A 24,112-nucleotide genomic window follows, 5' to 3' on the forward strand; every position below is an offset into this window, starting at 1 on the left:
GTCCCGCTGTCAGGCAGCCATGTGTCGAGTTCCGGCGGCTGCCCTTTGCTCAGGCGGCCGCCCTCCCGCCAGGCGGTGGCCCCGCCGAGGCCAACGCCCTTTCACCTGATGGTGTGAGCCTGGCCGGCATCCAGGCGGCGCCGGAGCCGTCGGCGACGACGAGGCCGGCGTGCACGAGGTCGTGGGCCATGGCCTGGTCGCAGCACGGCAGGCCGTCGACGCGAAGATCGGGTTCGCTGCTGGCGGTGAGCTCGGCGCGGCCGGCGGCGACGGCGCGGAGCATGGCGATCGCCCGGTGCGGCAGTGGAGTGGTCATCGGTGGACCCCTTTCCCGTTCGGATGCCCGGTACACGGCCGACGCCGCCGCGGGGTTCACGGGAGACCGAAGGTTTACCCCTGAGTCTTTGCCCACGATCAACCGCACATGTCCCGAACCCGTTCCCGACCGCGAATAGTTGCGGCGTGAAGTAACGGTCGTCGTGACCGGAATGAGTTGTTCGTGATTGGGGTGTGGCTCCGCCGTCATAAATTTCGTGCCAATGCGATGCACATCACGCTAAGGGCGGGTTCGTGACTTCCTGCACGTGCATACTTCCTACCGACGGGTAGGAAATGTAGGATTTACCTGATGTCAAGTCGGATGACCTTGTGCTAGGGGTCTGAACAGAACGCGGTGTGTGAGCGAATCCCCGGACGGGTTACCTCAAGCGGGTTAGGGGTCGGCGGGAGGTTGGGACGACTTCTGCTCCACGTCGGTGTCACACGATTTAAACCACTCTGATGGAGCAATCTGCCACGCCTGAGTGAAGTTCGATGATTCCGATGGAGTTCCCACGTGCGTGTTCCGGCTCCGGAACTAAACACCCGGGGATACTCCATTCGGCGGTAGAATTGGCGAGAATCATTGGGCACCGTTGCGTACGGATCTCGATGGTTGTGGTGGCCCCAACTGTCGAGCCCATCGATCGCGGTCCGGTGACGACGGGACCCGGTTGTCCATTCCCGTAGCACGCAGGCGAAGGGGAATCGCCGCGAGAACGGCGTGCGCGCGGACGGACCCGGGCGGTGTCGGCGGCGCGCCGTGAATTGCGCTCACCCTTCGGGCAGGAACGCGCCTGAGAGCAGGCGGCTGCTGCCCGCCCGTGAGGACGACCAGTGCCGTGACCGGCTCTGGCGATGCCACCTACCCGTTTTGACCCGTGCTCGAAAGGTGCCCTGATCGATGTCGGTCCCACCGGAGTGGAACGCCACTGACCGGCCTTTGCCCGCCCGCACCCTGGCCCAGCTGGTCGAGGCGCAGGTCGCGCGCACTCCCGGCGCGCCCGCGCTGCTGGGAGCGGACGGCACGGTCAGCTACGCCGAGCTCGACGCCCGGGCCAACCGGCTGGCGCGCCTGCTCGCGGCGCACGGCGCGGCGCCGGAGCGAATCGTCGCGCTGGCCCTGCCCCGCTCGGCCGACCTGGTCGCGGCGCAGCTGGCGGTGGCCAAGACCGGGGCGGCCTTCCTGCCGGTGGACCCGGACTACCCGAAAGAGCGAATTTCGCTCATGTTCGACGACGCGGATCCGGTGCTCGTTGTCACCCGGCGCGCACTGGCCGACCGCCTGCCGGCCGCTGTGCCGACGATCAGCATGGACACGCCCGACCTGCTGGACGACCATGACGACCGGCCACTCGACCGTCCACAGTGCACCGACCACGCGGCGTACGTGATTTTCACGTCCGGGTCCACCGGGCGGCCCAAGGGTGTAGGAAGTACGTCAGGTGGGGGCACGGGACCATCTATCCATCCGATAAATCCAGCGGAATCTAGCGTGCTTCACCAGAGGGGTGTACGGAGTCGGGATTTGCTAGCCACTGAGGAACAATGTAGCGTACCACGCGGTCCAATTCAAAGCAGTGCTACCATTGGTCCAGAGCGGGCGGTTCCCACTCTCCCATACTGACCCTGCTTCGCCCATCGCCTCCGCGTCACCTCGTTGTAGTAACAGCTGTACAGGTGGTATGTCATGTATCCACTATCGATCGATTTCGCCCCTGATGCGTTCTCCCGGACGCGAGAGTCTCGCTTGATCCTCTCGTAATGGGTCCGTGCGCCGGTAAGTTCGGTACTCCATAAAGGAAATAGGCGAAAAAACGACGTCCTCCGCACGGAGCGCATCACGCACGCGCTGATCCCGCCGGTGGCGCTCGCGACCGTGCCGGACACCAAGCTGCCCGACTTCCGTACGCTGATCGTCGGCGGCGACGCCTGCACCGCCGACCTGGTCCGCCGTTGGGCCCCCGGCCGCCGCATGATCAACTCCTACGGCCCGACCGAGTCGACGGTCGTCGCCACCTGGAGCGACCCGCTGACCCCGGGCGGCACCCCGCCCATCGGCCGCCCGATCTGGAACACCCGGGCCCACGTCCTGGACGCCGACCTCCGCGCGGTCGGTGTCGGCGTCACCGGGGAGCTGTACGTCGAAGGTATCGGACTGGCCCGCGGCTACCTTGAGCGTCCGGGCCTGACGGCTTCGCGCTTCGTCGCCAGCCCCACCGCGCCCGGCGCCCGCATGTACCGCACCGGCGACCTGGTTCGCTGGACGTCTGGGGGCGTGCTGGAGTTCGTCGGCCGCGCCGACCACCAGGTGAAGATCCGCGGCTTCCGCGTGGAGTTGGGCGAGATCGAGACGGCGTTGCGCCGGCACCCGCACGTCCGTGACGCGGTGGTGATCGCCCGCGAGGACCGGCCCGGCGTGAAGCGCCTCGTTGGGTACGTCTTAAGCAGCACCGACGCCGACCTGCGCGCGCACCTGGCGACGTCGCTGCCGGACTACATGGTGCCGGCGGCAATCATGTGCCTGGACCGCTTCCCGTTGGGCCCCAATGGGAAGCTCGACCGCAAGGCCCTGCCGGAGCCGGACTGGTCGGCCACGCGCCGCAGCCAGCACGTGGCTCCGCGCACCGAGGCCGAGACCGTGTTGGCCGGGCTGTTGGGAGAGCTGCTCGGCGTCACTGAGGTCGGTGTCCACGACGACTTCTTCGAGCTGGGCGGCGATTCGATCCTCGGCGCGAAACTGCTGGCCCGCATCCGCACCAGCTTCGACGTCGACCTCTCGCCGCGCGTGGTGTTCGATGCCCGCACAGTCGCCGGCATCGCCGAGCTGCTGCCGCCCCAGGCCCGCGCCGCCGAGAACCGGATCCGCCGGGCGCCGCGCACCGGGCCGGTGCCGATTTCTCCGGCGCAGCGCCGGTTGTGGCTGATGAACGACCTGACCGCCGGCGACACGGAGTACAACTCCGGCATCGGCCTCCGGCTTCGGGGCCCGCTCGACCGGGAAGCCCTGCAGGCTGCCCTGAACACCTTGGTGGCGCGGCACGAGTCCCTGCGCACGACGTTCGACACCGTCGACGGCGAGATCGTGCAGGTGATCCACGAGACTGGATCGGTTCCCCTGCGCCGGATCGACGACATCGAGGACGAGCTGGAGCGCCCGTTCGACCTGCGTGAGGGCCCGTTGACCCGGGCCGGTCTGCTCGAACTCGGTGCCGATGACCATGTGTTGTTGTTGTGTCAGCACCACATCGTCACTGACGGCTGGTCGGTCGGCGTGCTCGTCGACGAGCTGGTCACCCTCTACGCCGGTGGCGAGCTGCCCACCCCGACCATCCAGTACGCGGATTTCGCGCTGTGGCAACGGGGACGGCTCACCGGGCGGCTGCGGGAGCGGCAGCTGGCGTACTGGCGGCGCAAGCTGGCCGGCCTGGCCCTGCTGGAGCTGCCGACCGACCGCCCCCGACCGCAGGTCCGGACCACCGCGGGCGCGATCCGCCGCTACGACCTGCCGGCCGATCTGGTCCGGCGGCTGTCGGAGATCGGCCAGGACCACGGCGCCACGCTGTTCATGACCTTGACCGCGGCCGTGCAACTTCTGTTGGCCCGCCACAGCAACCAGCAGGACGTCGCCATCGGCACGGTCGTCTCCGGCCGTGACCACGCCGAGCTGGAGCCGGTCACCGGCTTCTTCGTGAACACCCTGGTGCTGCGCTCGTGGGTGGAACCGGCGCAGAGCTTCCCCGACTTCCTGGCCGGTGCCAAGGAAACCGTGCTGGAGGCGTTCGCCTACGCCGATCTGCCGTTCGACCAGGTGGTGGCCGACCTCCAGCCGGTGCGCGACCCGAGCCGGAACCCCTTGGCGCAGGCCCTGATCATTCTCCAGAACGACATGGTGCCGGCCCGCACGGCCGGAGCACTGCGCATCGACGAGCACGACCTGCCGCGCCCGCGGGCCCGCTTCGATCTGGTCTTCGAGTTCGTGCCGCGCGACGGCGGCCTCGTCGCGGCGATCGAGCACAACACCGATCTGTTCGATGCCAGCACGATCGACCGCATCGCCGGCCACCTTCGCGTGTTGCTGAACGGCATCGCCGCCGACCCGGACCGCACGGTGGGGGAGTTGCCGCTGCTGAACGACGTCGAGCGCCGGCAGGTGCTGACTGAGTGGCAGGGCCCGGCCGTCGACGTGCCGGCGGTGACGCTGCCGGATCTGTTCGAGCAGCAGGCTGAGCGGACGCCCGAGGCCGTCGCGGTGCTCTGCGAGGGCCACGAGCTGACCTACCGTGAGCTGAACGAGCGGGCGAATGGCCTGGCCCGAAGTCTGATCGCGGAAGGTGCCGGCCCGGAGCGGCTGGTGGCGATCTCCATGCCACGCTCGGAGCAGATGATCGTCGCGGTGCTGGCCGTGCTGAAGTCCGGCGCCGCCTACCTCCCGGTGGACCCGAAGTACCCGGCCGAGCGCCGGCAGCTGATGATCGCCGACGCCGAGCCGGTCGTGGTGCTGACGGAGATCGGCGAACTGCCGGCGCAGACGGAGAACCTCGATCGCCCGGGCCTGATCCCGGCACATCCGGCGTACGTCATCTACACCTCGGGCTCGACCGGCCGCCCCAAGGGTGTTGTCGTCACGCACGCCACCGCGGTCGACCTGATGGCCTGGGCGGCCAAGGACTTCGGGCCCGACGGTCTGTCCACTGTGGTCGCCTCTACCTCGCTCAACTTCGACGTCTCGGTGTTCGAGATCCTCTGCCCGCTGATGGTCGGCGGGCGCATCGAGGTTGTCCGGGACGTCCTGGCCCTCGGCGAACGTCCCGACGCCGACTGGACGGCGAGCCTGGTCAGCGGCGTGCCGTCGGCGTTCGCGCAGCTGCTGACCCAGGGCGCGGTGTCCGTGACGCCGGACCATGTCGTGTTAGCCGGCGAGGCCCTGACGGCGAAGGCCGTGCGGGACGTCCGGGCAGTGCTGCCCGGCGTGAAGATCGCCAACATCTACGGCCCGACCGAGGCCACCGTCTACGCGACTGCTTGGTACGACAGCATCAGCCGGCATCGGGGCGACGACCGGAACCCGCCCATCGGCCGGCCGATCGCCAACACCAGGGCGTACGTGCTGGACTCGGCCTTCCGCCCGGTGCCGCCGGGCGTGACCGGGCAGTTGTGCCTGGGTGGCAACGGACTGGCCCGCGGCTACCTCAACCGCGGGGGCCTGACCGCGGACCGCTTCGTCGCCGACCCGTTCGGGCCGTCCGGCAGCCGGATGTACCTCACCGGCGACCTCGTGCGCTGGACCGCCGACGGCGAGCTGGACTACCTGGGCCGCGCCGACCACCAGGTGAAGATCCGCGGCTTCCGCATCGAGCTCGGTGAGATCGAGAACGCCCTGCGCGCCCACCCCGACGTCGCCGACGCGGTTGTGGTCGTCCGTGAGGACAACGGGCACAGGCGCCTCGTCGGCTACGTCATCGGCGGCGACGAGGCCGACCTGCGGGTGCACCTGGCCCGGTCGCTGCCCGAGCACATGGTGCCGGCCGGCTTCGTGTGGCTGGACAAGTTCCCGCTCAACCCCAACGGGAAGCTCGACCGGGCGGCGCTGCCGGCCCCGGACTGGGAGTCCCACGGCACCGACTACGTGGCCCCGCGCACCGACGCGGAGCGGATGTTGGCCGAGGTCTGGGCCGAGGTGCTGGGCGTCGCCCGCGTCGGCGTGCTGGACAACTTCTTCGAGTTGGGCGGCGACTCGATCCTGAGCATCCAGGTCGTGTCCAAGGCGGCCAGGGCCGGGCTCAAGGTGTCGTCGCGGGACATCTTCCTCAACCAGACCATCGCCGGGCTGGCGACAACAGTTGTTGTCAGTGAACTCGTCGAGCGTGGCCCGGCGCTGGGCGAGGTGCCGCTGACCCCGGTCCAGCGGTGGTTCCTCGACACCAACCCGGCTACGCCCGGGCACTTCACGCAGAGCGCTGTGGTTCGTTTCGACGAGCCCATCGACGCCACGAAGCTGTCCGTCGCCCTCCAAGCCCTGGTCGACCAGCACGACATGCTGCGGGCACGGTTCACCGACCGTCAGGTCATTCCGGCCACGGAGCCCGTCACCGTGCTCGGCGACGCGGATCCGGTGTTCGATCTGACGCAGGGCCCGCTGATCAGGGCCGCGATCACCGGCGACCGCCAGGTCACGCTGTACGTGCACCACCTGGTCGTCGACGGCGTGTCCTGGCGGATCCTGACCGAGGACCTGATCACCGCCTACCGCGGCGGGGACCTCGGTCCGCGCACGACGTCGTTCCAGGAGTGGGCGCACAAGCTCAGCAACCACGCGTTCGGCGACGAGGAGCACTGGCAGGCGATCGAGGACGTGCCGATCCCGGTCGACGGCGACGGCCCGGACACCGTTGCCGACACGTGCGAGGTCAGCGTGCGGCTCGACGCCGCCGAGACCCGGGCGCTGTTGCAGGACGTGCCCGGTGTGTATCGCACGCAGGTCAACGACGTGCTGCTGGCGGCCGTCGGCCGGGTGTTGTCGGAGTGGACCGGCAGCCCGCGTGTCGTGGTGGATCTGGAGGGCCACGGCCGCGAGGACCTGTTCCCCGGCGTGGACATCTCCCGCACGGTTGGTTGGTTCACGTCGATCTTCCCGGTGTCGCTGGAGATCGCCGGCGACTGGGCCCGGGACCTCAAGGCCGTCAAGGAACAGCTGCGGTCGGTGCCGCACAAGGGCGTCTCCTACGGGGCGCTGCGCTACCTCGCCGGGAGCGTGCCGGAGATCGAGCCGGCGGTCAGCTTCAACTACCTCGGGCAGTTCGACGGTGAAATGGCGCTGCACGAGGACCCTGCCGCGCCGCGACGGCACCTGCTGGATGTGGTGGGGCGTGTCGAGAACGGCTGCCTGGAGTTCACGGTTTTCCACGGTGCACGGCATTCGCGGGCGACCATCGAGGGGCTGGCTGCTGCGCTGCGCACGGCGCTGTTGGAGATCATCGAGCACTGCGCGCAGCCGGGCGTCGGCGGCCGCACGCCGTCGGACTTCCCGCTCGCCGGCCTTGACCAGTCCACCGTGGACCGCCTGGTCGGCGACGGGCGCACCGTCGAGGACATCTATCCGCTGACGCCGACGCAGGCCGGCATGGTGTTCCACCGGCTGGTCGAGAACGGCCAGGGCGCCTACTCCAGCAGGTCACCTTCACCGTCGACGCTCGGCCCGACGAGCTGGCGGCGGCCTGGCAAACGGTGGTGGACCGGACCCCGGTGCTGCGCAGCGACATCGTGTGGGAAGGTGTCGACCGACCGGTGCAGATCGTGCGCCGAGGCGTCACGCTGCCCGTCCGCCGCTACGACGGCGACTTCGATGCCCTGCTGGCCGAGGATCGGGCCGCCGGCCTGGACCTGGAGGTCGCCCCGCTGATGCGGGTGACGCTGGTCGACCTGGGCACGGAAACGCGGGTCCTGTGGACGTTCCACCACCTGCTGCTGGACGGCTGGAGCCTGTTCCAGGTGCTCGCGGACGTCATGGCGGCGGTGCACGGCGACGAACTGTCGGCTCGACGCCCGTTCCGGGACTATGCGGCCTGGCTGTCCGAACAGGACACTTCGGCCGCCGAGGAATTCTGGCGGCAGCACACGTGCGAGCGCACGCCGCTGCCGTACGACAGGCAGCCGTCCGGCGTCACGGAGTCGACGGCGAGCCTCCGCATCGACTTCCCGGCCGATGGTCTGCGGGAAATGGCGCAGCGCAACGGTTTGACCGTCAACACGGTCGTGCAGGGCGCCTGGGCGCTGCTGCTGGCCCGGCACAGCGGGCAGCGGGAGGTGTGCTTCGGTAGCACCGTCTCCGGCCGGCCAGCCGATCTGCCCGGGTCCGACGGGATCACCGGCATCTTCATCGCGACCTTGCCGTCCATAGTGGACGTCGAGGAGTCGAGGGCGCTGGTGCCGTGGCTGCGCCGGATCCAGGACGAGCAGGCGGCGGCCCGGAGGTTCGACTACGCCCCGCCCACCGGCACCCTGTTCGACAGCATCCTGGTGTTCGAGAACTACCCGGTGGACGCCGACCTCGGCCTGCGTGACCTGCGCGGCGTCGAGACGACGAACTATCCCCTCGCGGTCGTGGCCTATCCCGGCGACCGGCTGACCCTGGCCTTCGGCTACGACCCCAAGTTGTTCGACGAGTCGACGATCGAGGCTTTGGCCAACCGGCTGCGCGTGCTGATCGAGGAGATCGCGGCCAACCCCGACCGACTGCTGTCGTCGCTGTCCACGGTCACCGACACCGAGCGGACGCTGCTGTTCGACGAGTACACCGACACCGCGCACCCGCTGCCCGAGGTCAACGTGGTCGACCTGTTCGCGGCCCAGGTCCGCCGGCGGCCGACCGAGCTGGCCGTCGACGACCTGACTTACGCGGAGCTGGATCGCCGCTCGAACCGCTTGGCGCACAGGCTGATCGAGCTCGGCGTCGTACGGGACGAGCCTGTGGCGCTGCTGCTGGAGCGGTCGCCGGAGCTGGTGGTCGGCGAGCTGGCGGTGCTCAAGGCCGGCGGCGCGTACCTGCCGCTGGACGCCCGCGCGCCCAAGGACCGGCTCCGCACCATGGCGGCCGGCTCGTCGGTGCTGATCACCGACGAGAGATGGCGGTCCGTCGGCGAGTCCGTCCACAGCGGACAGATCGCCATGATCGACGAGGGGACGTCCGACGGCCCGGTGGATGTGGCCGTGCACCCCGCCAACCTGGCGTACGTGATGTTCACGTCCGGGTCGACCGGCGTGCCGAAGGGCGTCGCGATCACCCATCGGGACATCGTCGCGCTGGCCGCCGACCGGTCCTTCCGGCCGCACCACCGGGTCGTGATGCTGCACTCGCCGCAGGCCTTCGACGCCTCGACCTACGAGCTGTGGGTGCCGCTGCTCAACGGCGGCCGGGTGATCGTCGCCCCGCCGGGGAGCGTGGACCCGGCCGTGATCCGGTGGGCGGTCGGCCAGGGCGCCACCTCGCTGTTCCTGACCATCGGCCTGTTCCGCCTGGTGGCGCAGGAGGATCCCGGGTGCTTCGACGGACTGGCCGAGGTCTGGACCGGCGGTGAGGCCGTGCCGGCCGAGGCACTGCGCCGTGTGCTGGCCGCCTGCGACGGTCTGTCGGTTGTGGACGTATACGGTCCGACCGAGACCACGACCTTCGCCTCCCGGCACCTGATGACCGACGCGGTGCCGGATGTGGTGCCGATCGGCACGCCACTGGACAACATGCGGTTGTACGTGCTGGACGCCGACCTGCGCCTGGTGCCGCCGGGTGTGGTGGGGGAGTTGTTCATCGGCGGCGCCGGCGTGGCCCGGGGTTACCGCGGCCAGCCCGGATTCACTGCCTCCCGCTTCATCGCCGATCCCTTCGGTAGTGGCGAGCGGCTGTACCGCACCGGTGACCTGGTGCGCTGGCGCGGCGGTGTGGTGGAGTTCGTCGGCCGCGCCGACGACCAGGTCAAGATCCGCGGGTTCCGCATCGAACTCGGCGAGATCGAAGCGGCCATGGCCGCGCATCCGAGCGTCGAGCAGGCCGTCGTGGCTGTGCGCACGGACGACGGTCGCAAGCGGCTCGTCGGCTACGTCGTCGGCGAAACCGTGGGCCTGAAGGAGTTCCTGGCCGAGACGCTGCCCGACTACATGGTGCCGGCGGTGATCGTCCGGCTGGAGTCCTTGCCGCTCAGCGCCACCGGCAAGGTCGACCGCAAGGCGCTGCCGGCGCCGGACATCACCGACACGACCCGGGGCCACGTCGCCCCGAGCACCGACGCCGAACTGACGCTGGCCAAGATCTGGGCCGAAGTGCTGCGCCTGGACCGGATCGGCGTCGAGGACAACTTCTTCGAACTCGGCGGCGACTCGATCGTCAGCATCCAGGTCGTCTCTCGCGCCCGCCAGGCCGGCTTGAGCCTGATGCCCGGCGACCTGTTCACCCACCCGACGATCGCCGCGCTGGCCAAGGCTGCCGGCACCGCCACCACCGTGACCGCCAGCCAGGACGCGGTGACCGGTGACGCGCCGTTGACCCCGGTCCAGCGCTGGTTCCTCGACGCCGAACCCGTGCAGGCCCAGCACTTCACGCAGTCGATGCTGCTGGACGTCCCCGACGACCGGGAGGCGCTCGACCGGGCCCTCAACGTCCTGCTCGCGCACCACGACGCCCTGCGTACCACCTTCGCCGAGGGCCAGACCACGAAACCGGTGCAGGCAACCAAGATTCTCGACGGCCCGGCGTTCGACCTGGTCAACGGGCCGCTGCTGCGCGCGGAGCTGGCCGACGGCCGGCTGCTGGTCGAGGCCCACCACTTGGTCGTCGACACTGTGTCCTGGCGGATCCTCGGTGAGGACCTGCGATCCGCGCTGCGCGGCGACGCCTTGCCGGCCAAGACGACCTCGTTCCAGGAGTGGTCGATCCGGCTGGCCGAGTTCGCCGAGGCCGGCGGCTTCGACGACGAGCTGGCGCACTGGAAGTCCCTGACCGCCGACGCCGGGCTGCCGACCGACGCCGATGGCGTCAACACCATGGGTTCGGTCCGCACGATCACCGTCGGCCTCGACGCCGAGCACACCCGGGCGCTGCTCCAGGATGTGCCGGGCGTGTATCGCACGCAGGTCAACGACGTTCTGCTCAGCGCGCTCGGCCGGACGCTGGCCGAGTGGACCGGCCGCGACCGGGTTCTCGTCGATCTCGAAGGCCACGGCCGGGAACAGCTGTTCGACGACGTCGACCTGTCCCGCACGGTCGGCTGGTTCACCTCGATCTTCCCGGTCGAGCTGGCCGCGAGCGGCGGCTGGGACACGATCCTCAAGTCCATCAAGGAAAGCCTGCGGGCGATCCCGCGCCGCGGCGTCGGCTACGGGGCGCTGCGCCACCTCACCGGCTCCGCCCCGGCCATCGACCCGGAGATCAGCTTCAACTACCTCGGCCAGTTCACCGACGACGGCTCGATCGGCGGCTCGGCCGACCCCGGTCAGCGCCGCCCGCACCTGCTGGACGTCGTCGCGTTGGTGCAGCACGACAAGCTTGAACTGACCTGGTACTTCTCGGACCAGGTGCACAGCGAGGCAACGGTCCGCACGCTTGCCGACTCCATGGTCCAGGCGCTGACCGGCATCGTTCGGCACTGTGCCCGGCCCGGCGTCGGCGGTCGCACGCCGTCCGACTTCCCGCTGGCCCGGCTGAGTCAGTCCGATGTGGACGGACTGGTCGGCGACGGCCGTGGCGTGGCGGACATCTACCCGCTGACGCCGCTCCAGGCCGGCATGATCTTCCACAGCCTGGTCGACGGCTCTTCTGGCGCCTATTTCAACCAGGTTCAGCTGAGACTGACCGGCATCGACGACCCGGCCGCGTTCGCCGCCGCCTGGCAGCGTGTCGTGGACCGGACCCCGGTGCTGCGCAGCCGGATCGTGTGGGACGGCCTGGCCGAGCCGGTCCAGGTCGTGCAGCGTGACGTCACGCTGCCGATCACCGTGCTGGACTGGACCTCCGGCGACATCGACGTCCGACTCCGGGAACTACTGGCCAACGACCGGGCCGCTGGCATGGATCTCGCCGTCGCCCCGCTGATGCGCGTGACACTGGCCAAGCTGGCCGCCGGCGACGTGCTGCTGGTCTGGACGTTCCACCACGTGCTGCTGGACGGGTGGAGCTGCGCCCAGCTGGTGCAGGAAGTGTGCGAGGACTACAAGGCCGTCGGCACCCCGCCGCGGCGCACGCCCTTCGCCGAGTACCTGCGCTGGCTGTCCACACAGGACCTCAACCAGGCGGAGACCTTCTGGCGTGAGGCCCTCGACGGCGTCGAAGGCCCGACGCCGCTGCCGTTCGACCGGCAGCCGGTGGAGTCGCACCGGGCGCAGTCCTGCGCCACTGTCCGCGTCGACTACGCGGCCGAGCCGCTCAAGGCGCTGGCGCATCGCCTCGGCCTCACCGTGAACACGGTGGTGCAGGCCGCCTGGGGCCTGTTGCTGGCCCGCCGCAGCGGCGGCCGCGATGTCGTGTTCGGCACCACGGTGTCGGGCCGCCCGGCCGACCTGGCCGGCGTCGAGTCGATGGTCGGCATGGTGATCAACACGTTGCCGAGCCGGATCCGCATCGACGACGGCAAGTCCGTGGCCGACTGGCTGCGCGGCGTGCAGCAGGAGCTCTCCCGGGCCCGCCAGTGGGACTTCGTGTCGCTGGCCCAGCTCCAGGGCTGGATCGGGGCGACCCTGTTCGACAGCCTGCTGGTCTTCGAGAACTATCCGTTCGACGAGGAAGCGATCGCCGCGCACGGCATCGGCATGCACGGCATGGGCGAGGTGCAGCCGACCAACTACCCGCTCAGCGTGGTCGTGCAGCCCGGCGACGCGCTGGCCGTCAGCTTCGACTACGACCCGACCCTGTTCGACGAGACCACCATCCACAGCCTGGCCGACCAGCTCGAACTGGTGCTCACGGCCATCGCGCGCGCGCCGGAGAAGTCGGTGCGGGACCTGGATCTGCTGACCGACGCCGAACGCCGGCTCGTGCTGCGGGAGTGGAACGCCACGGCGACCGCGCCCTGCTTCAACACCGTGCTCACGGCCTTCGCCCAGCAGGATCCCGAGGCGTTGGCGCTGGATCACCTGACCTACGCGGAACTCGACGCCCGCGCGAACCGCCTGGCCAACCGCCTGGTGAAGCTGGGGGTGGGCGTCGAGGACCGCGTCGGGCTGCGGATCGAGCGGTCGGTCGACCTGGTGGTCGCCGAGTTGGCCGTGCTCAAGGCCGGCGCCGCGTACGTGCCGATCGACCTCCGTGCCCCTGCCCACCGTCAGCAGGCGGTCCTCGACCAGGCCGGCGCGCGACTGGTGCTGAACGACGGCGAGGTCGATGTCGACGAGTCTTCGACAACACCTGTTGTCAAGGTCGGCCGGGTCAACCTGGCGTACGTGATGTTCACGTCCGGCTCGACCGGCGTGCCCAAGGGCGTCGCCGTCACCCACGCGGACATCGTCGACCTGGCCCGGGACCGCTCCTTCGCCAACGGCCACGACACGACGCTGCTTCATTCGCCGCAGGCCTTCGACGCCTCCACGTACGAGGTGTGGGTCCCGCTGCTCAACGGCGGCCGCGTGATCGTCGCCCCGCCCGGTGACGTCGACGCCTCGGTCATCCGGTGGGCGGTCGGGCAGGGCGTGACCGGCATGTGGCTGACCGCCGGCCTGTTCCGGTTGATCGCCCAGGAGGACCCGGAGTGCTTCGCGGGCCTCACCGAGGTCTGGACCGGCGGCGATGTGGTCCCGGCCGACGCCGTGCGGCGGGTGATCGCCACCGGTGTGTCCGTTGTGGACGGTTACGGCCCGACCGAGACCACCACCTTCGCCTCCCGGCACAAGATGAAGGGCCACGTCCCGGACACCGTCCCCATCGGCTCGCCGCTGGACAACATGCGGCTCCACGTCCTGGACGGCGACCTCCGCCTGGTGCCGCCGGGCACCGTCGGCGAGCTGTACATCGGCGGCGCCGGCGTGGCCCGCGGCTACATCGGCCGCCCGGGCATGACGGCTTCGCGGTTCATCGCGGATCCCTTCGGCAGCGGTGAGCGCCTCTACCGCACCGGTGACCTCGTCCGCTGGCGTGACGGCGTCGTCGAGTTCGTCGGCCGTGCCGACGACCAGGTCAAGGTGCGGGGCTTCCGCATCGAGCTGGGGGAGATCGAGGCCGTCCTGGCCGAGCACGCCGCGGTCGAGCAGGCGGTGGTGGCAGTGCGGAACGACGACGGCCGCAAGCGGCTCGTCGCCTACATAGTCGGCGAAACCGAAGGCGTCAAGGACTTCCTCGCCGAGCGGCTGCCGGACTACATGGTTCCGGCGGCGCTGGTCCGGCTGGACGAGCTCCCGCTCAGCCGTAACGGCAAGGTCGACCGCAAGGCGCTGCCGGCCCCCGAGCTGGCCTCCAGCAGCGGCTACCTGCCGCCGCGCACCGACAACGAGCGTGTCCTCGCCGGCATCTGGGCGGAGATCCTCGGCGCCGAGCGCATCGGCGTGGAGGACAACTTCTTCGAGCTCGGCGGCGACTCCATCCTCAGCATCCAGGTGGTCTCTCGGGCCCGCGCCGCCGGGCTCAACCTCACGCCGAGGGACCTGTTCGCGCACCCGACTGTCGCCGGCCTCGCGGCCAACGCCACCACCGCCGTGCAGATCGTCGCCGAGCAGGGTGCGGTCAGCGGCGAGGTGCCGCTGACGCCGATCCAGCGCTGGTACCTCGACGGTGACCTGGTTGCGCCGGAGTCGTTCACGCAGTCCATGCGCATCGAGTGGCCACAGGACTTCCATGTCCCGCAGCTCCGGGCCGCGCTGGCCACGGTGGTCGCGCACCACGATGCCCTGCGCATGCGATTCCACCGCATCGACCGCACGTGGTGGCAGCACAACGCCCCCGACGAGTCGTCGGAGATCCTCGACGCCGAGATCAACCTCGCCGACGGCCCGGTGATCACCGCTCGACTGGCCGAGCCGAACGTGCTGGTGCTGACCGCGCACCACCTGGTGATCGACGGCGTCTCCTGGCGTGTGCTGGTCGAGGACCTGGAGGCGGCCTACCACCGCAAGGCCCTGCCGCCCAAGACAACCTCGTTCCGTGAGTGGTCTCAGCGCCTGGACAAGCATGACTTCGGCGCGGAGCTCGCCTACTGGACGGGCATGACCGCCGATCCGACCCTGCCGACGGACGGCAACGGCCCCAATACCTTCGCCACCACGACAACAGTTGTTGTCGGCCTCGACGCCATCCAGACCAAGGCCCTGCTCCAGGACGTTCCGGGCGTCTACCGCACCCAGGTCGACGACGTCCTGCTGGCGGCGCTGGGCCGGGTGCTGGCCGACTGGACCGGCCGCGACCGGGTGCTGATCGACTTGGAGGGCCACGGCCGGGAGCAGCTGTTCGAGGACGTCGACCTGTCCCGCACGGTCGGCTGGTTCACCTCGATGTACCCGGTGGAACTGACCATCGGCGGCGGCTGGGCCGACACGCTCAAGTCCGTCAAGGAACAGCTGCGGGTGGCGCCGAACAAGGGCGTCGCCGGCCTGGTTCATGCCACCGCCGAGCCCCGGATCAGCTTCAACTACCTCGGCCAGTTCACCGACGCCGGCACGCTCGACTCCTCGATCAGCCCGGACGAGCACCGCCCGCACCAGCTCGACGTCGTCGGGCTGGTCCAAAGCGGCAAGCTGGAGCTGACCTGGCAGTACTGCACGGAACTGCACCGTGAGTCGACCATCCGCCGGCTCGCCGGCGACCTCGTCGCCGCGCTGCACGAGATCATCCGGCACTGCGCCGAGCCCGGCGCCGGCGGCCGCACACCGTCCGACTTCCCGCTGGCGGGGCTGGCCCAGCACCAGGTCGACCGGCTCGCCGGCGACGGCCGGGAGATCGAGGACATTTACCCGCTCACGCCGATGCAGGCCGGCATGGTGTTCCACGGACTGTCCCAACAGGACCGTGGCCTCTACTTCGAGCAGGTCGCCTTCGTGCTCGAGGACGCGCCGGACGTGTCGCGACTGGCCGCGGCCTGGCAGCGGGTGGTGGATCGGACCCCGGTGCTGCGCAGCCGGATCGTGTGGGACGGCGTGCCGGAGCCGGTGCAGGTCGTCGATCGACACGTGATCGTGCCGATCGCCATGTACGACTGGCAGGGCCTCAACCGCGAGCCGCTGCTGGCGGATCTCCTGGCCACCGATCGGGCCGAGGGCTTCAACCTCGCCGCCGGCCCCCTGCTGCGGATCACTCTGGCCCGGCTGTCGGCCACCGAGGTGCAGGTGGTCTGGTCCTTCCATCACGTGCTGCTCGACGGCTGGTCGGTGTTCCAGGTCCTGTCGGACGTGTTGGGCACGGAAATCCCCGTGCGCCGGCCGTTCTCGGAGTATGTGGCCTGGCTGCGCCGGCAGGACCTCGACACCGCCGATGAGTACTGGCGCGATGTGTTGGCCGGCATCGAGGGCCCGACGCCGCTGCCGTTCGACCGCACGCCGACCACCAGCCACGACACGGCCTCCACCGAGTGGGTGTCGGCGCGGCTGGATGAGCGGGCGGCCGGCCGGGTGCACGAGTTCGCCCGCAGCCGCCGGCTGACCGTGAACGCGGTCGTGCAGGGCGCTTGGGCGTTGCTGCTGTCCCGCTACAGCGGGCAGGGCGACGTCTGCTTCGGGGCGACCGTCTCCGGTCGGCCGACCGACCTGCCCGGCGCCGACGACATCGCCGGCATCTTCATCAACACCCTGCCGGTCCGGGCCACCGTGGACGCCGGAGTGTCCGCCGTGGACTGGTTGCAGGAGATGCAGCAGGCGCAGGCGGAATCGCGGCGGTTCGAGTACGTTCCCCTGTCGCGCCTGCAATCTTCGGCCGGTGTGCCGACGCTGTTCGACAGCGCCGTGGTGTTCGAGAACTACCCGGTCAGTGAGAAGGGCGGCATCCGCGACCTCGACGCCACCGAGGCGACGAACTACGCGCTGACCGTCGTCGGCGTGCCGGGGGAGACCCTGACCCTCGGCATCGGCTACGACCCCGAGCTGTTCGAGCCGGACACCGTGCGGCGCATGGTCGGCCACCTGGTCCGCGTCGTGGAAGCCCTGTGCGACAACCCCCTCCTCGGCGACATCGACGTGCTCACCGCCGACGAACGGGAACACGTGCTGACCAGCGTGAACGCCACCGAGCGGGTGGTCGTGCCGGCGACGTTGCCGGAGCTGATCGAGGCCCAGACCGCCCGCACCCCCGAGGCGATCGCGGTCCTGGCCGACACCACGCTGACGTTCGCCGAGTTGGACCGGCGGGCCAACCGGTTGGCCCGCAAGCTGATCGCCGCCGGGGCCGGCCCGGAGAAGATCGTCGCGCTGGCCCTGCCCCGGTCGCTGGAGATCATCGTCGCCCAGCTCGCGGTACTCAAGGCCGGCGCCGCCTACCTGCCGGTCGACCCCGCCTACCCGGCGGAGCGCATCGAGTTCATGCTCGCCGACGCCAAGCCGGTGCTCACGATCACCATGCCGGACAGCCCATTGCCGGCGGATATCGTCATGGACGGCTCCGAAGCGTCCTATTCGGACGAACCGGTGACTCGATCCCTGTCGCCGACCAGCCCGGCCTACGTGATCTACACCTCCGGCTCGACCGGCCGCCCCAAGGGCGTTGTCGTCACGCATGCCGGCCTGGCCAGCTTCTCCGCGGCGGAGATCGAGCACTTCGACGTCCGCCCCGGCGACCGGGTGCTCCAGTTCGCCTCGCCGAGCTTCGACGCCTCCGTGCTCGAACTGTGCATGTCGTTGCCGGCCGGCGCGGCGCTGGTCGTCCCGCCGCCGGGACCGCTGCTGGGGGAGCATCTCGCCGCGGTGTTCAGCGGCCGCCAGGTCACGCACGCCCTGGTCCCGCCGGTCGCCATGGCCACTGTGCCCGAGGTCCCGCTGCCGTCGCTGCGGACACTGATTCTCGGCGGCGACGCCTGTACGCCGGATCTCGTGGCCCGGTGGGCGCCCGGCCGCCGGCTGATCAATGCTTACGGTCCGACAGAGTCCACTGTGGTCGCAACCTGGAGCGATCCGCTCGAACCCGGTGGCACGCCGCCGATCGGCCGCCCGATCAGGAACACCAAGGCCTATGTGCTGGACGACGGGCTGCGGCCGGTTCCGCGCGGCGTGCCGGGGGAGCTCTATGTCGCCGGCATCGGCCTCGCCCGCGGCTATCTCGACCGTGCCGGCCTCACGGCCTCGCGGTTCGTGGCCAACCCCTTCGAGCCCGGCGCCCGGATGTACCGCACCGGTGACCTGGTCCGGTGGAACCCCAAGGGCGAGCTGGAGTTCCTCGGCCGCGCCGACAACCAGGTCAAGATCCGCGGCTTCCGGGTCGAGCTGGGGGAGATCGAGGCCGTCCTCACGGCCCGGCCCGACGTCAAGGCGGCGGCCGTCATCGCGGTTGAACAGCGCCTGATCGGGTACATCGTGGGGAAGACCGAAGGACTGCGGGAATACCTGGGCGGCCGGCTGCCGGAGCACATGGTGCCGTCGCTCTTCGTGCCGTTGGACGAGCTCCCGTTGACCCCCAACGGAAAGCTCGACCGGCGCGCGCTGCCGGCACCCACCCAGGAGCTGCCGACCACCGGTTACACCGCGCCGGAGACCGAGACCGAACAGGTGCTGGCCGGCATCTGGGCCGAGGCGTTGCAGCTCGACCGCGTCGGCGCCACCGACAACTTCTACGACCTGGGCGGCGACTCCGTGCGCAGCCTGCACATCACTTCCATGGTGCGCACCGCGTTCGACGTCGAGCTGACGCCGCGTGACGTGCTGGCCAGCGCAACCGTGACCGTCCTCGCCGAGCTCATCGAGGAGCGGGTCCTGCTCGAACTGGAACGGGTCGCCTTCGGCGACGAGGAACTGTGAAGGGACACAAGACAGTGCGCGACGACATCGACTACCAGGTGCTGGTCAACGACGAGGAGCAGTACTCGCTGTGGCCGCTGGCCAACGAGGTCCCGGCCGGCTGGCGGCCGACCGGCTTCCAGGGCGGCAAGCAGGAGTGCATGGACCACGTCGACCAGGTGTGGACCGACATGCGTCCGCGCAGCCTGCGGGAGTGGATGACCGCCAATCAATAACACTATTACTTCAGGGAAGACTGAAAACAAGCCCGTGGTCAGAAACACCAACTGGGGAGGCATGCCGTGACCTCGACGGTCCGGTCCGATGTAGACAGATCGACGCTGGCGGTGACGCTGCGGGATCTCATGGCCAGGCACGATGTGCCGGCGGCGCAGCTGTCCGTGCACACCGGCGGTGAGACGATCACCGTCGGCGCGGCCGGCAAGTATCCGATCGGGTCGATCACCAAGCCGTTCACCGCGACGCTGGCCATGCTGCTGGTCGCGGACGGCGACCTCGACCTGGAGGACCGGCTCGGCGAGCACCTGGGGGATCTGGGTCCACGGGTCGGGCGGCTGACCGTGCGGCAGCTGCTCAGCCACACCAGCGGCCTGCCGGCGGCCCTGGGCGGCGAGACCTCCTCGGCCCGCCAGTACTTACGGGCCTGCCGGGACGCGGAACTGGTGCTGCGGCCCGGACTCGGCTTCTCCTACTCCAACGTCGGCTACGTGCTGCTGTCCCGGCTGGTGGAGGAGATCACCGGGATGGACTGGTGGGAGGCGGTCGAGGCGCTGCTGCTCACCCCGCTGGGGATCGAGCCGGCGTTCACCGTGGAGCACGGCGGAAAGCGATCCGTAGGGACCTTCATGGCCGGACACGCCGGTCGTGGCATCGAGGTCGAGCAGACCCTGCAGGAGATCGAGGCCGGCGCCGGGGCGCTGGCGCTGAGCGCCGAGGACCTCGTGACCTTCGGGCTCATGCACGTGACCGGCGACGGTCCGCTGACCCCGCAGCTGCTTCGCACGATGCGCCGGCAGGTGCCGGGCGTCGTCCCGTTCGGACTGGCCAACGGCTGGGGCCTCGGCCTCGCGGTGTTCGACGGCTGGGTCGGCCACGACGGCACCGCCGACGGCACGTCCTGCCACCTGCGCATCGACCCCACCGGCGGCCAGGTCGTCGCGCTGACCACCAACGCCGTTTCCGGTGCGGCACTGTGGATGGATCTTGTCGGCCGGCTCCGCGCGCTCGGCCTCGACGTGGCCGACTACGACCTGTCCCACCGCCGTGACGAGATGCCGATGCCGGCCGGGCTGACCGGCAGCTACGCCAACGGCGACATGGAGTACTTCGTCGACGCCGGCGACGGCGTGCTGCGCGTCGGCGGCGAGCTGTACCCGGAGCTGACGGTGCATGCCGACTGGGCCTTTTCCGTGCTGGAGCCCGAGTCTGGACGCCGCGTGCTCGGCGGCCGCTTCCTGCGCGACCCGTCGACGGGCCTGGTCAGCGGCCTGCAGACCGGCGGCCGCGTGGCCGCCCGCCGCTGAGCGACCACTGTCTCGACCACCTCTGGAGAGAAACGGACATCATGACGACATCGAGGCAGAGCCGCATCGACGCGCTGCCGGCGGAACTGCGCGAGCAGCTCAGGCGACGACTCGCCGGGCGGGCGAAGGCGTCCGACGGCATCCCGCGCGCCGATCGGACCTCGGCGCTGCCGCTGTCGTACGCCCAGCAGCGCCTGTGGTTCCTCGACGAGCTGCGGCCGGGGGAGTCGGAGTACAACAGCGCCGTCGCGCTGCGGCTGTCCGGCGACCTCGACGTGCCGGCGCTGACCGCCGCGATCGCCGCGCTGGTCGCCCGGCACGAGTCGTTGCGTACCACGGTGTCCGTTGTGGACGGCGTCGCGGTGCAGGCCATCGCCGAGGCCGTCGACGTCCCGCTGCGTGTGGTCGAGGAGCCTGCGGAGCTGGACCAGGTGCTGGCCGACGAGTACTCGCGGCCGTTCGACCTGCGGAAAAGCCCGCTGCTGCGGGCACTTCTGGTCCGGCTGGCCGCCGGCGACCACGTGCTGCTGCTGACCGCGCACCACGTGATCACCGATGGCGCCTCGATGGGTATCATGATCGACGAGTTGGGTCGCCTGTACGGCGGCGCAACCCTGGCCGAGCCCACGGCTCAGTACGCGGACTACGCCGTGTGGCAGCGTGGCCGCTCGCTGGACAAGCACCTGGAGCACTGGACCTCGCAGCTGGCCGGTGTGGAGCCGCTGGAGTTCCCGACCGACCGGCCGCGCCCGGCGGTGCGGACCTCGGCCGGCGCCGTGCACGACTTCCGGCTGCCGGCAGCGGTTTCCCAGCGGCTGTCGGAGCTGGCCCGCGAGCACGACACCACGCTGTACACCGTGCTGGTGGCGGCCTGTCAGATCCTGCTGGCCCGATACACCGGCCGACCGGACATCGCCGTCGGCTCGGTGGTGAACGTCCGCAACCGGCCCGAGCTGGAGCGGATGGTCGGCTTTTTCGTCAACACCGTGGTGCTGCGGTCCACAGTGGACGACGAGGTGTCCTTCGGCGACTTCCTGGCGCAGGTCAGGACGACCGTGCTGACGTCGTTGGAGCACGCCGAGGCGCCGTTCGACAAGGTCGTGGAGGCCTTGCGGCTGGAGCGGGATCCCAGTCGGAACCCGTTGTTCGACGTGCTGGTGCTGCTGCACGGGTCGGCCGGAAGCCAGCCCGAGTTCGGCGCCCTCGCGGTGGAACCGGTCGACGTGACCCGGCGGTCCGCGACCTTCGACCTCAGCTTCGAGTTCCAGGACACCGGCGACGGCCTGGTTGGATCCGTGGAGTACAGCACCGACCTGTTCGACGCGGACACGGTGTCACGGATGGCCGGGCACCTTTCCACGCTGCTGATGGAGATCACTTCGGTCCGGCGGGTCGGTGACCTGCCCCTGCTGGCCGCGGACGAGCGGTCACGGCTGCTTGTCGAGGCCAACGACACCGCTCTGGACGTGACGGCCTCCACCATTGTCGAGGTCTTCGAGGAGACGGTGGCCAAGGCGCCGACCGCCCGCGCGCTGGTGTTCCAGGACACAGAATTCACCTACGCCGAGCTCAACGCCCGCGTGAACCGCTTGGCCCACCGCCTGATCGCGTCGGGCGCGGGACCGGAGCGGGTCGTTGCCCTTGCGCTGCCCCGTTCGGCCGAACTGGTCATCGCGATGCTGGCGGTGTTCAAGGCGGGCGCGGTGTACCTGCCGGTGGACCGCGGACTGCCCAAGGACCGTGTTGATCTGCTGCTTCGCGACGCCGGCACCACACTTGTGGTGGTCGAACCGGGCGACACCACCACACCTGTGGTGGGTGGCCGAGTGGTGCTTTCGGACGCGGCCGGCATGCCGGAGACCAATCCGGACTGTCCGGTGCGGACGGACAGCACCGCCTACATCATCTACACCTCCGGCTCCACCGGCACCCCCAAGGGCGTCGCGGTCGAGCACCGCAACCTGGTGAACCTGCTGTTCAACCACCGCAACGACTTCGCCGCCGGCCGTCGGCTGCGGGTGGCGACCACCGCCGTGTTCTCCTTCGACACCTCCCTCGAAGGCCCGGTGCTGCTGGCCGACGGCCATGAGCTGCACGTGATCGACGACGAGACCCGGATGGACGCCGACGCCCTCGTGGACTATGTGGCGGGCAACGGGATCGACTTCCTCGACCTCACCCCGACCTACCTGCGGCAACTCCTGCCGGCCGGCCTGCTGACCGATCCGCGCCACCGCCCGGCCGTGCTGATGCTCGGCGGCGAGGCCCTCAGCGACGAGCTCTGGCGGGAACTCGCGGCCGTCGACGGAACCACCGCGCACAACTTCTACGGCCCCACCGAGTGCACGGTCGACGCGTTGTCCTGCGTCGTCGCTGGTGATCAGTCCTCTTTGGGCCGTCCGCTGCGGAACATGCAGGCCTATGTCCTGGACGGCTACCTGCGACCGGTGCCGACCGGCGTGGTGGGGGAGCTGTGCCTGGCCGGCGCGCAGGTCGCCCGCGGCTACCTGAACCGGCCCGGCCTGACCGCCGATCGCTTCGTGGCCAATCCCTTCGGTGACGGCCGGCTGTACCGGACCGGTGACCTGGTGCGTCGGCGGGCCGACGGGCGTCTGGAGTACATCGGTCGGGCCGACGACCAGGTCAAGATCCGGGGCTTCCGCATCGAGCCGGGCGAGGTCGAGGCCGCGCTGCTCCGGCTGCCCGAGGTCGACGCGGCCGCGGTCGTCGTGCGGGACAACAGACTCGTCGGCTACGTGGTGGGGGACACCTCGTCCCTGCGGGAACGACTTCGCGAATCGCTGCCGGACTACATGGTGCCGGCGGTGTTCGTGCAGCTGGACGAGCTGCCGGTCAGCAGCACCGGCAAGCTCGACCGGAAGGCCTTGCCGGCGCCCGTGGCGCAGACCGCGGAGTGGGTCGCGCCGCGCACGGACAACGAGCGGCTGCTGGCCGAGATCTGGGCCGGCGTGCTCGGCAGCGACCGGATCGGCGTGCGGGACAACTTCTTCGCGCTGGGCGGCGACTCCATCCTCAGCATCCAGGTGGTGTCCCGCGCTCGGGCCGCCGGGCTGAGGCTGACCTCGCGGGACCTGTTCACTCACCAGACGATCGCCGACCTGGCGCTGGTGGTCCGGACCGAAGCCGAGGTCGCGGCGCCGGTCATCGCCGGCCCCGCGCCGCTGACGCCGATCCAGCACTGGTTCTTCGAGACGTACGGGCCGCTGAACCACTTCACGATGTCGATGCTGCTGGAGCTGCCGGCCGACGTGGACCGGGCTCGGCTGTCGGCCGCGATCGACACCGTGATCGCCCATCACGAGGCCCTGCACACCCGTTTCACCTGCGACGACGGCGTTTGGCGGCAGGAGCCGGCGGCCGCGCCGACCGGGATCCTCGAGGACGGCACGGAGGTCAGCCGCGACGGCCTGGACATCACCACCGGCCGCATGGTGAAGGCGATCTTCATCCCAGGCGAGACCCCCTTGCTGTTCCTGGCGATCCACCACCTCGTCGTGGACGGCGTCTCGCTGCGGCTGCTGCTCGGCGACATCGAGGCCGCCTACGACGGCTCGGCGCCGGAGCCGACCGGCACCGCGTTCACCCAGTGGGCGCACCGGCTCAACGGGCACACCTTCGACGAGGATCTGCCGTACTGGCAGCAGATCACCGATGGCGAGCCGCTGCCGACCGACCACATCGGCGAGAACACCTCCGGCTCGACCCGGACGATGACCGTCAGCCTCGGCCGCGAGGAGACGGACGCGCTGCTGCACAAGGTCCCGGACGTCTATCGCACGCAGGTCAACGACGTGCTGCTGAGTGCACTCGGTCAGGCGCTGGCCGACTGGACCGGCCGCGACGAC

At 70.1% G+C, this 24,112-nt stretch carries 6 protein-coding genes and 1 pseudogene; 6 read left to right on the plus strand and 1 reads right to left on the minus strand.

Going from position 1 to position 24,112, the window contains the following annotated elements:
* Window positions 1–49 precede the first annotated feature (49 nt).
* Window positions 50–316, minus strand: coding sequence for a hypothetical protein (locus KUTG_RS50800; protein ID WP_043727233.1), 267 nt, complete (start codon window positions 314–316; stop codon window positions 50–52).
* A 906-nt stretch (window positions 317–1,222) separates the two neighbouring features.
* Here KUTG_RS50800 and KUTG_RS55685 point away from each other — a divergent pair.
* The 6 genes and pseudogenes from KUTG_RS55685 to KUTG_RS50825 all read left to right on the plus strand — a co-directional run.
* The gene (locus KUTG_RS55685; RefSeq protein ID WP_043727235.1) at window positions 1,223–1,945 is read left to right on the plus strand and encodes an AMP-binding protein; all 723 of its coding nucleotides are present in this window, start codon (window positions 1,223–1,225) and stop codon (window positions 1,943–1,945) included.
* A gap of 237 nt (window positions 1,946–2,182) precedes the next feature.
* Window positions 2,183–7,324 (plus strand): annotated as a pseudogene (locus tag KUTG_RS64960) (amino acid adenylation domain-containing protein); the annotation flags it as partial.
* A 224-nt stretch (window positions 7,325–7,548) separates the two neighbouring features.
* Window positions 7,549–18,723, plus strand: a complete 11,175-nt coding sequence (locus KUTG_RS55690; protein WP_232241382.1) for a non-ribosomal peptide synthetase — start codon at window positions 7,549–7,551, stop codon at window positions 18,721–18,723.
* Window positions 18,720–18,938, plus strand: a complete 219-nt coding sequence (locus KUTG_RS50815; RefSeq protein WP_369794613.1) for an MbtH family protein — start codon at window positions 18,720–18,722, stop codon at window positions 18,936–18,938. Before KUTG_RS55690 ends, KUTG_RS50815 begins: the two co-directional genes overlap by 4 nt.
* Before the next feature lie 66 nt (window positions 18,939–19,004).
* On the plus strand, window positions 19,005–20,246 hold the full coding sequence (locus KUTG_RS50820) for a serine hydrolase domain-containing protein (RefSeq protein ID WP_232241383.1): 1,242 nt from the start codon (window positions 19,005–19,007) through the stop codon (window positions 20,244–20,246).
* Between the two features lie 41 nt (window positions 20,247–20,287).
* Window positions 20,288–24,112, plus strand: a 3,825-nt coding sequence (locus tag KUTG_RS50825; protein ID WP_043727238.1) for a non-ribosomal peptide synthetase, incomplete at its 3' end; no start/stop codon positions are given.

It is taken from the genome of Kutzneria sp. 744, from assembly GCF_000568255.1.
Classification (GTDB): Bacteria; Actinomycetota; Actinomycetes; order Mycobacteriales; family Pseudonocardiaceae; genus Kutzneria.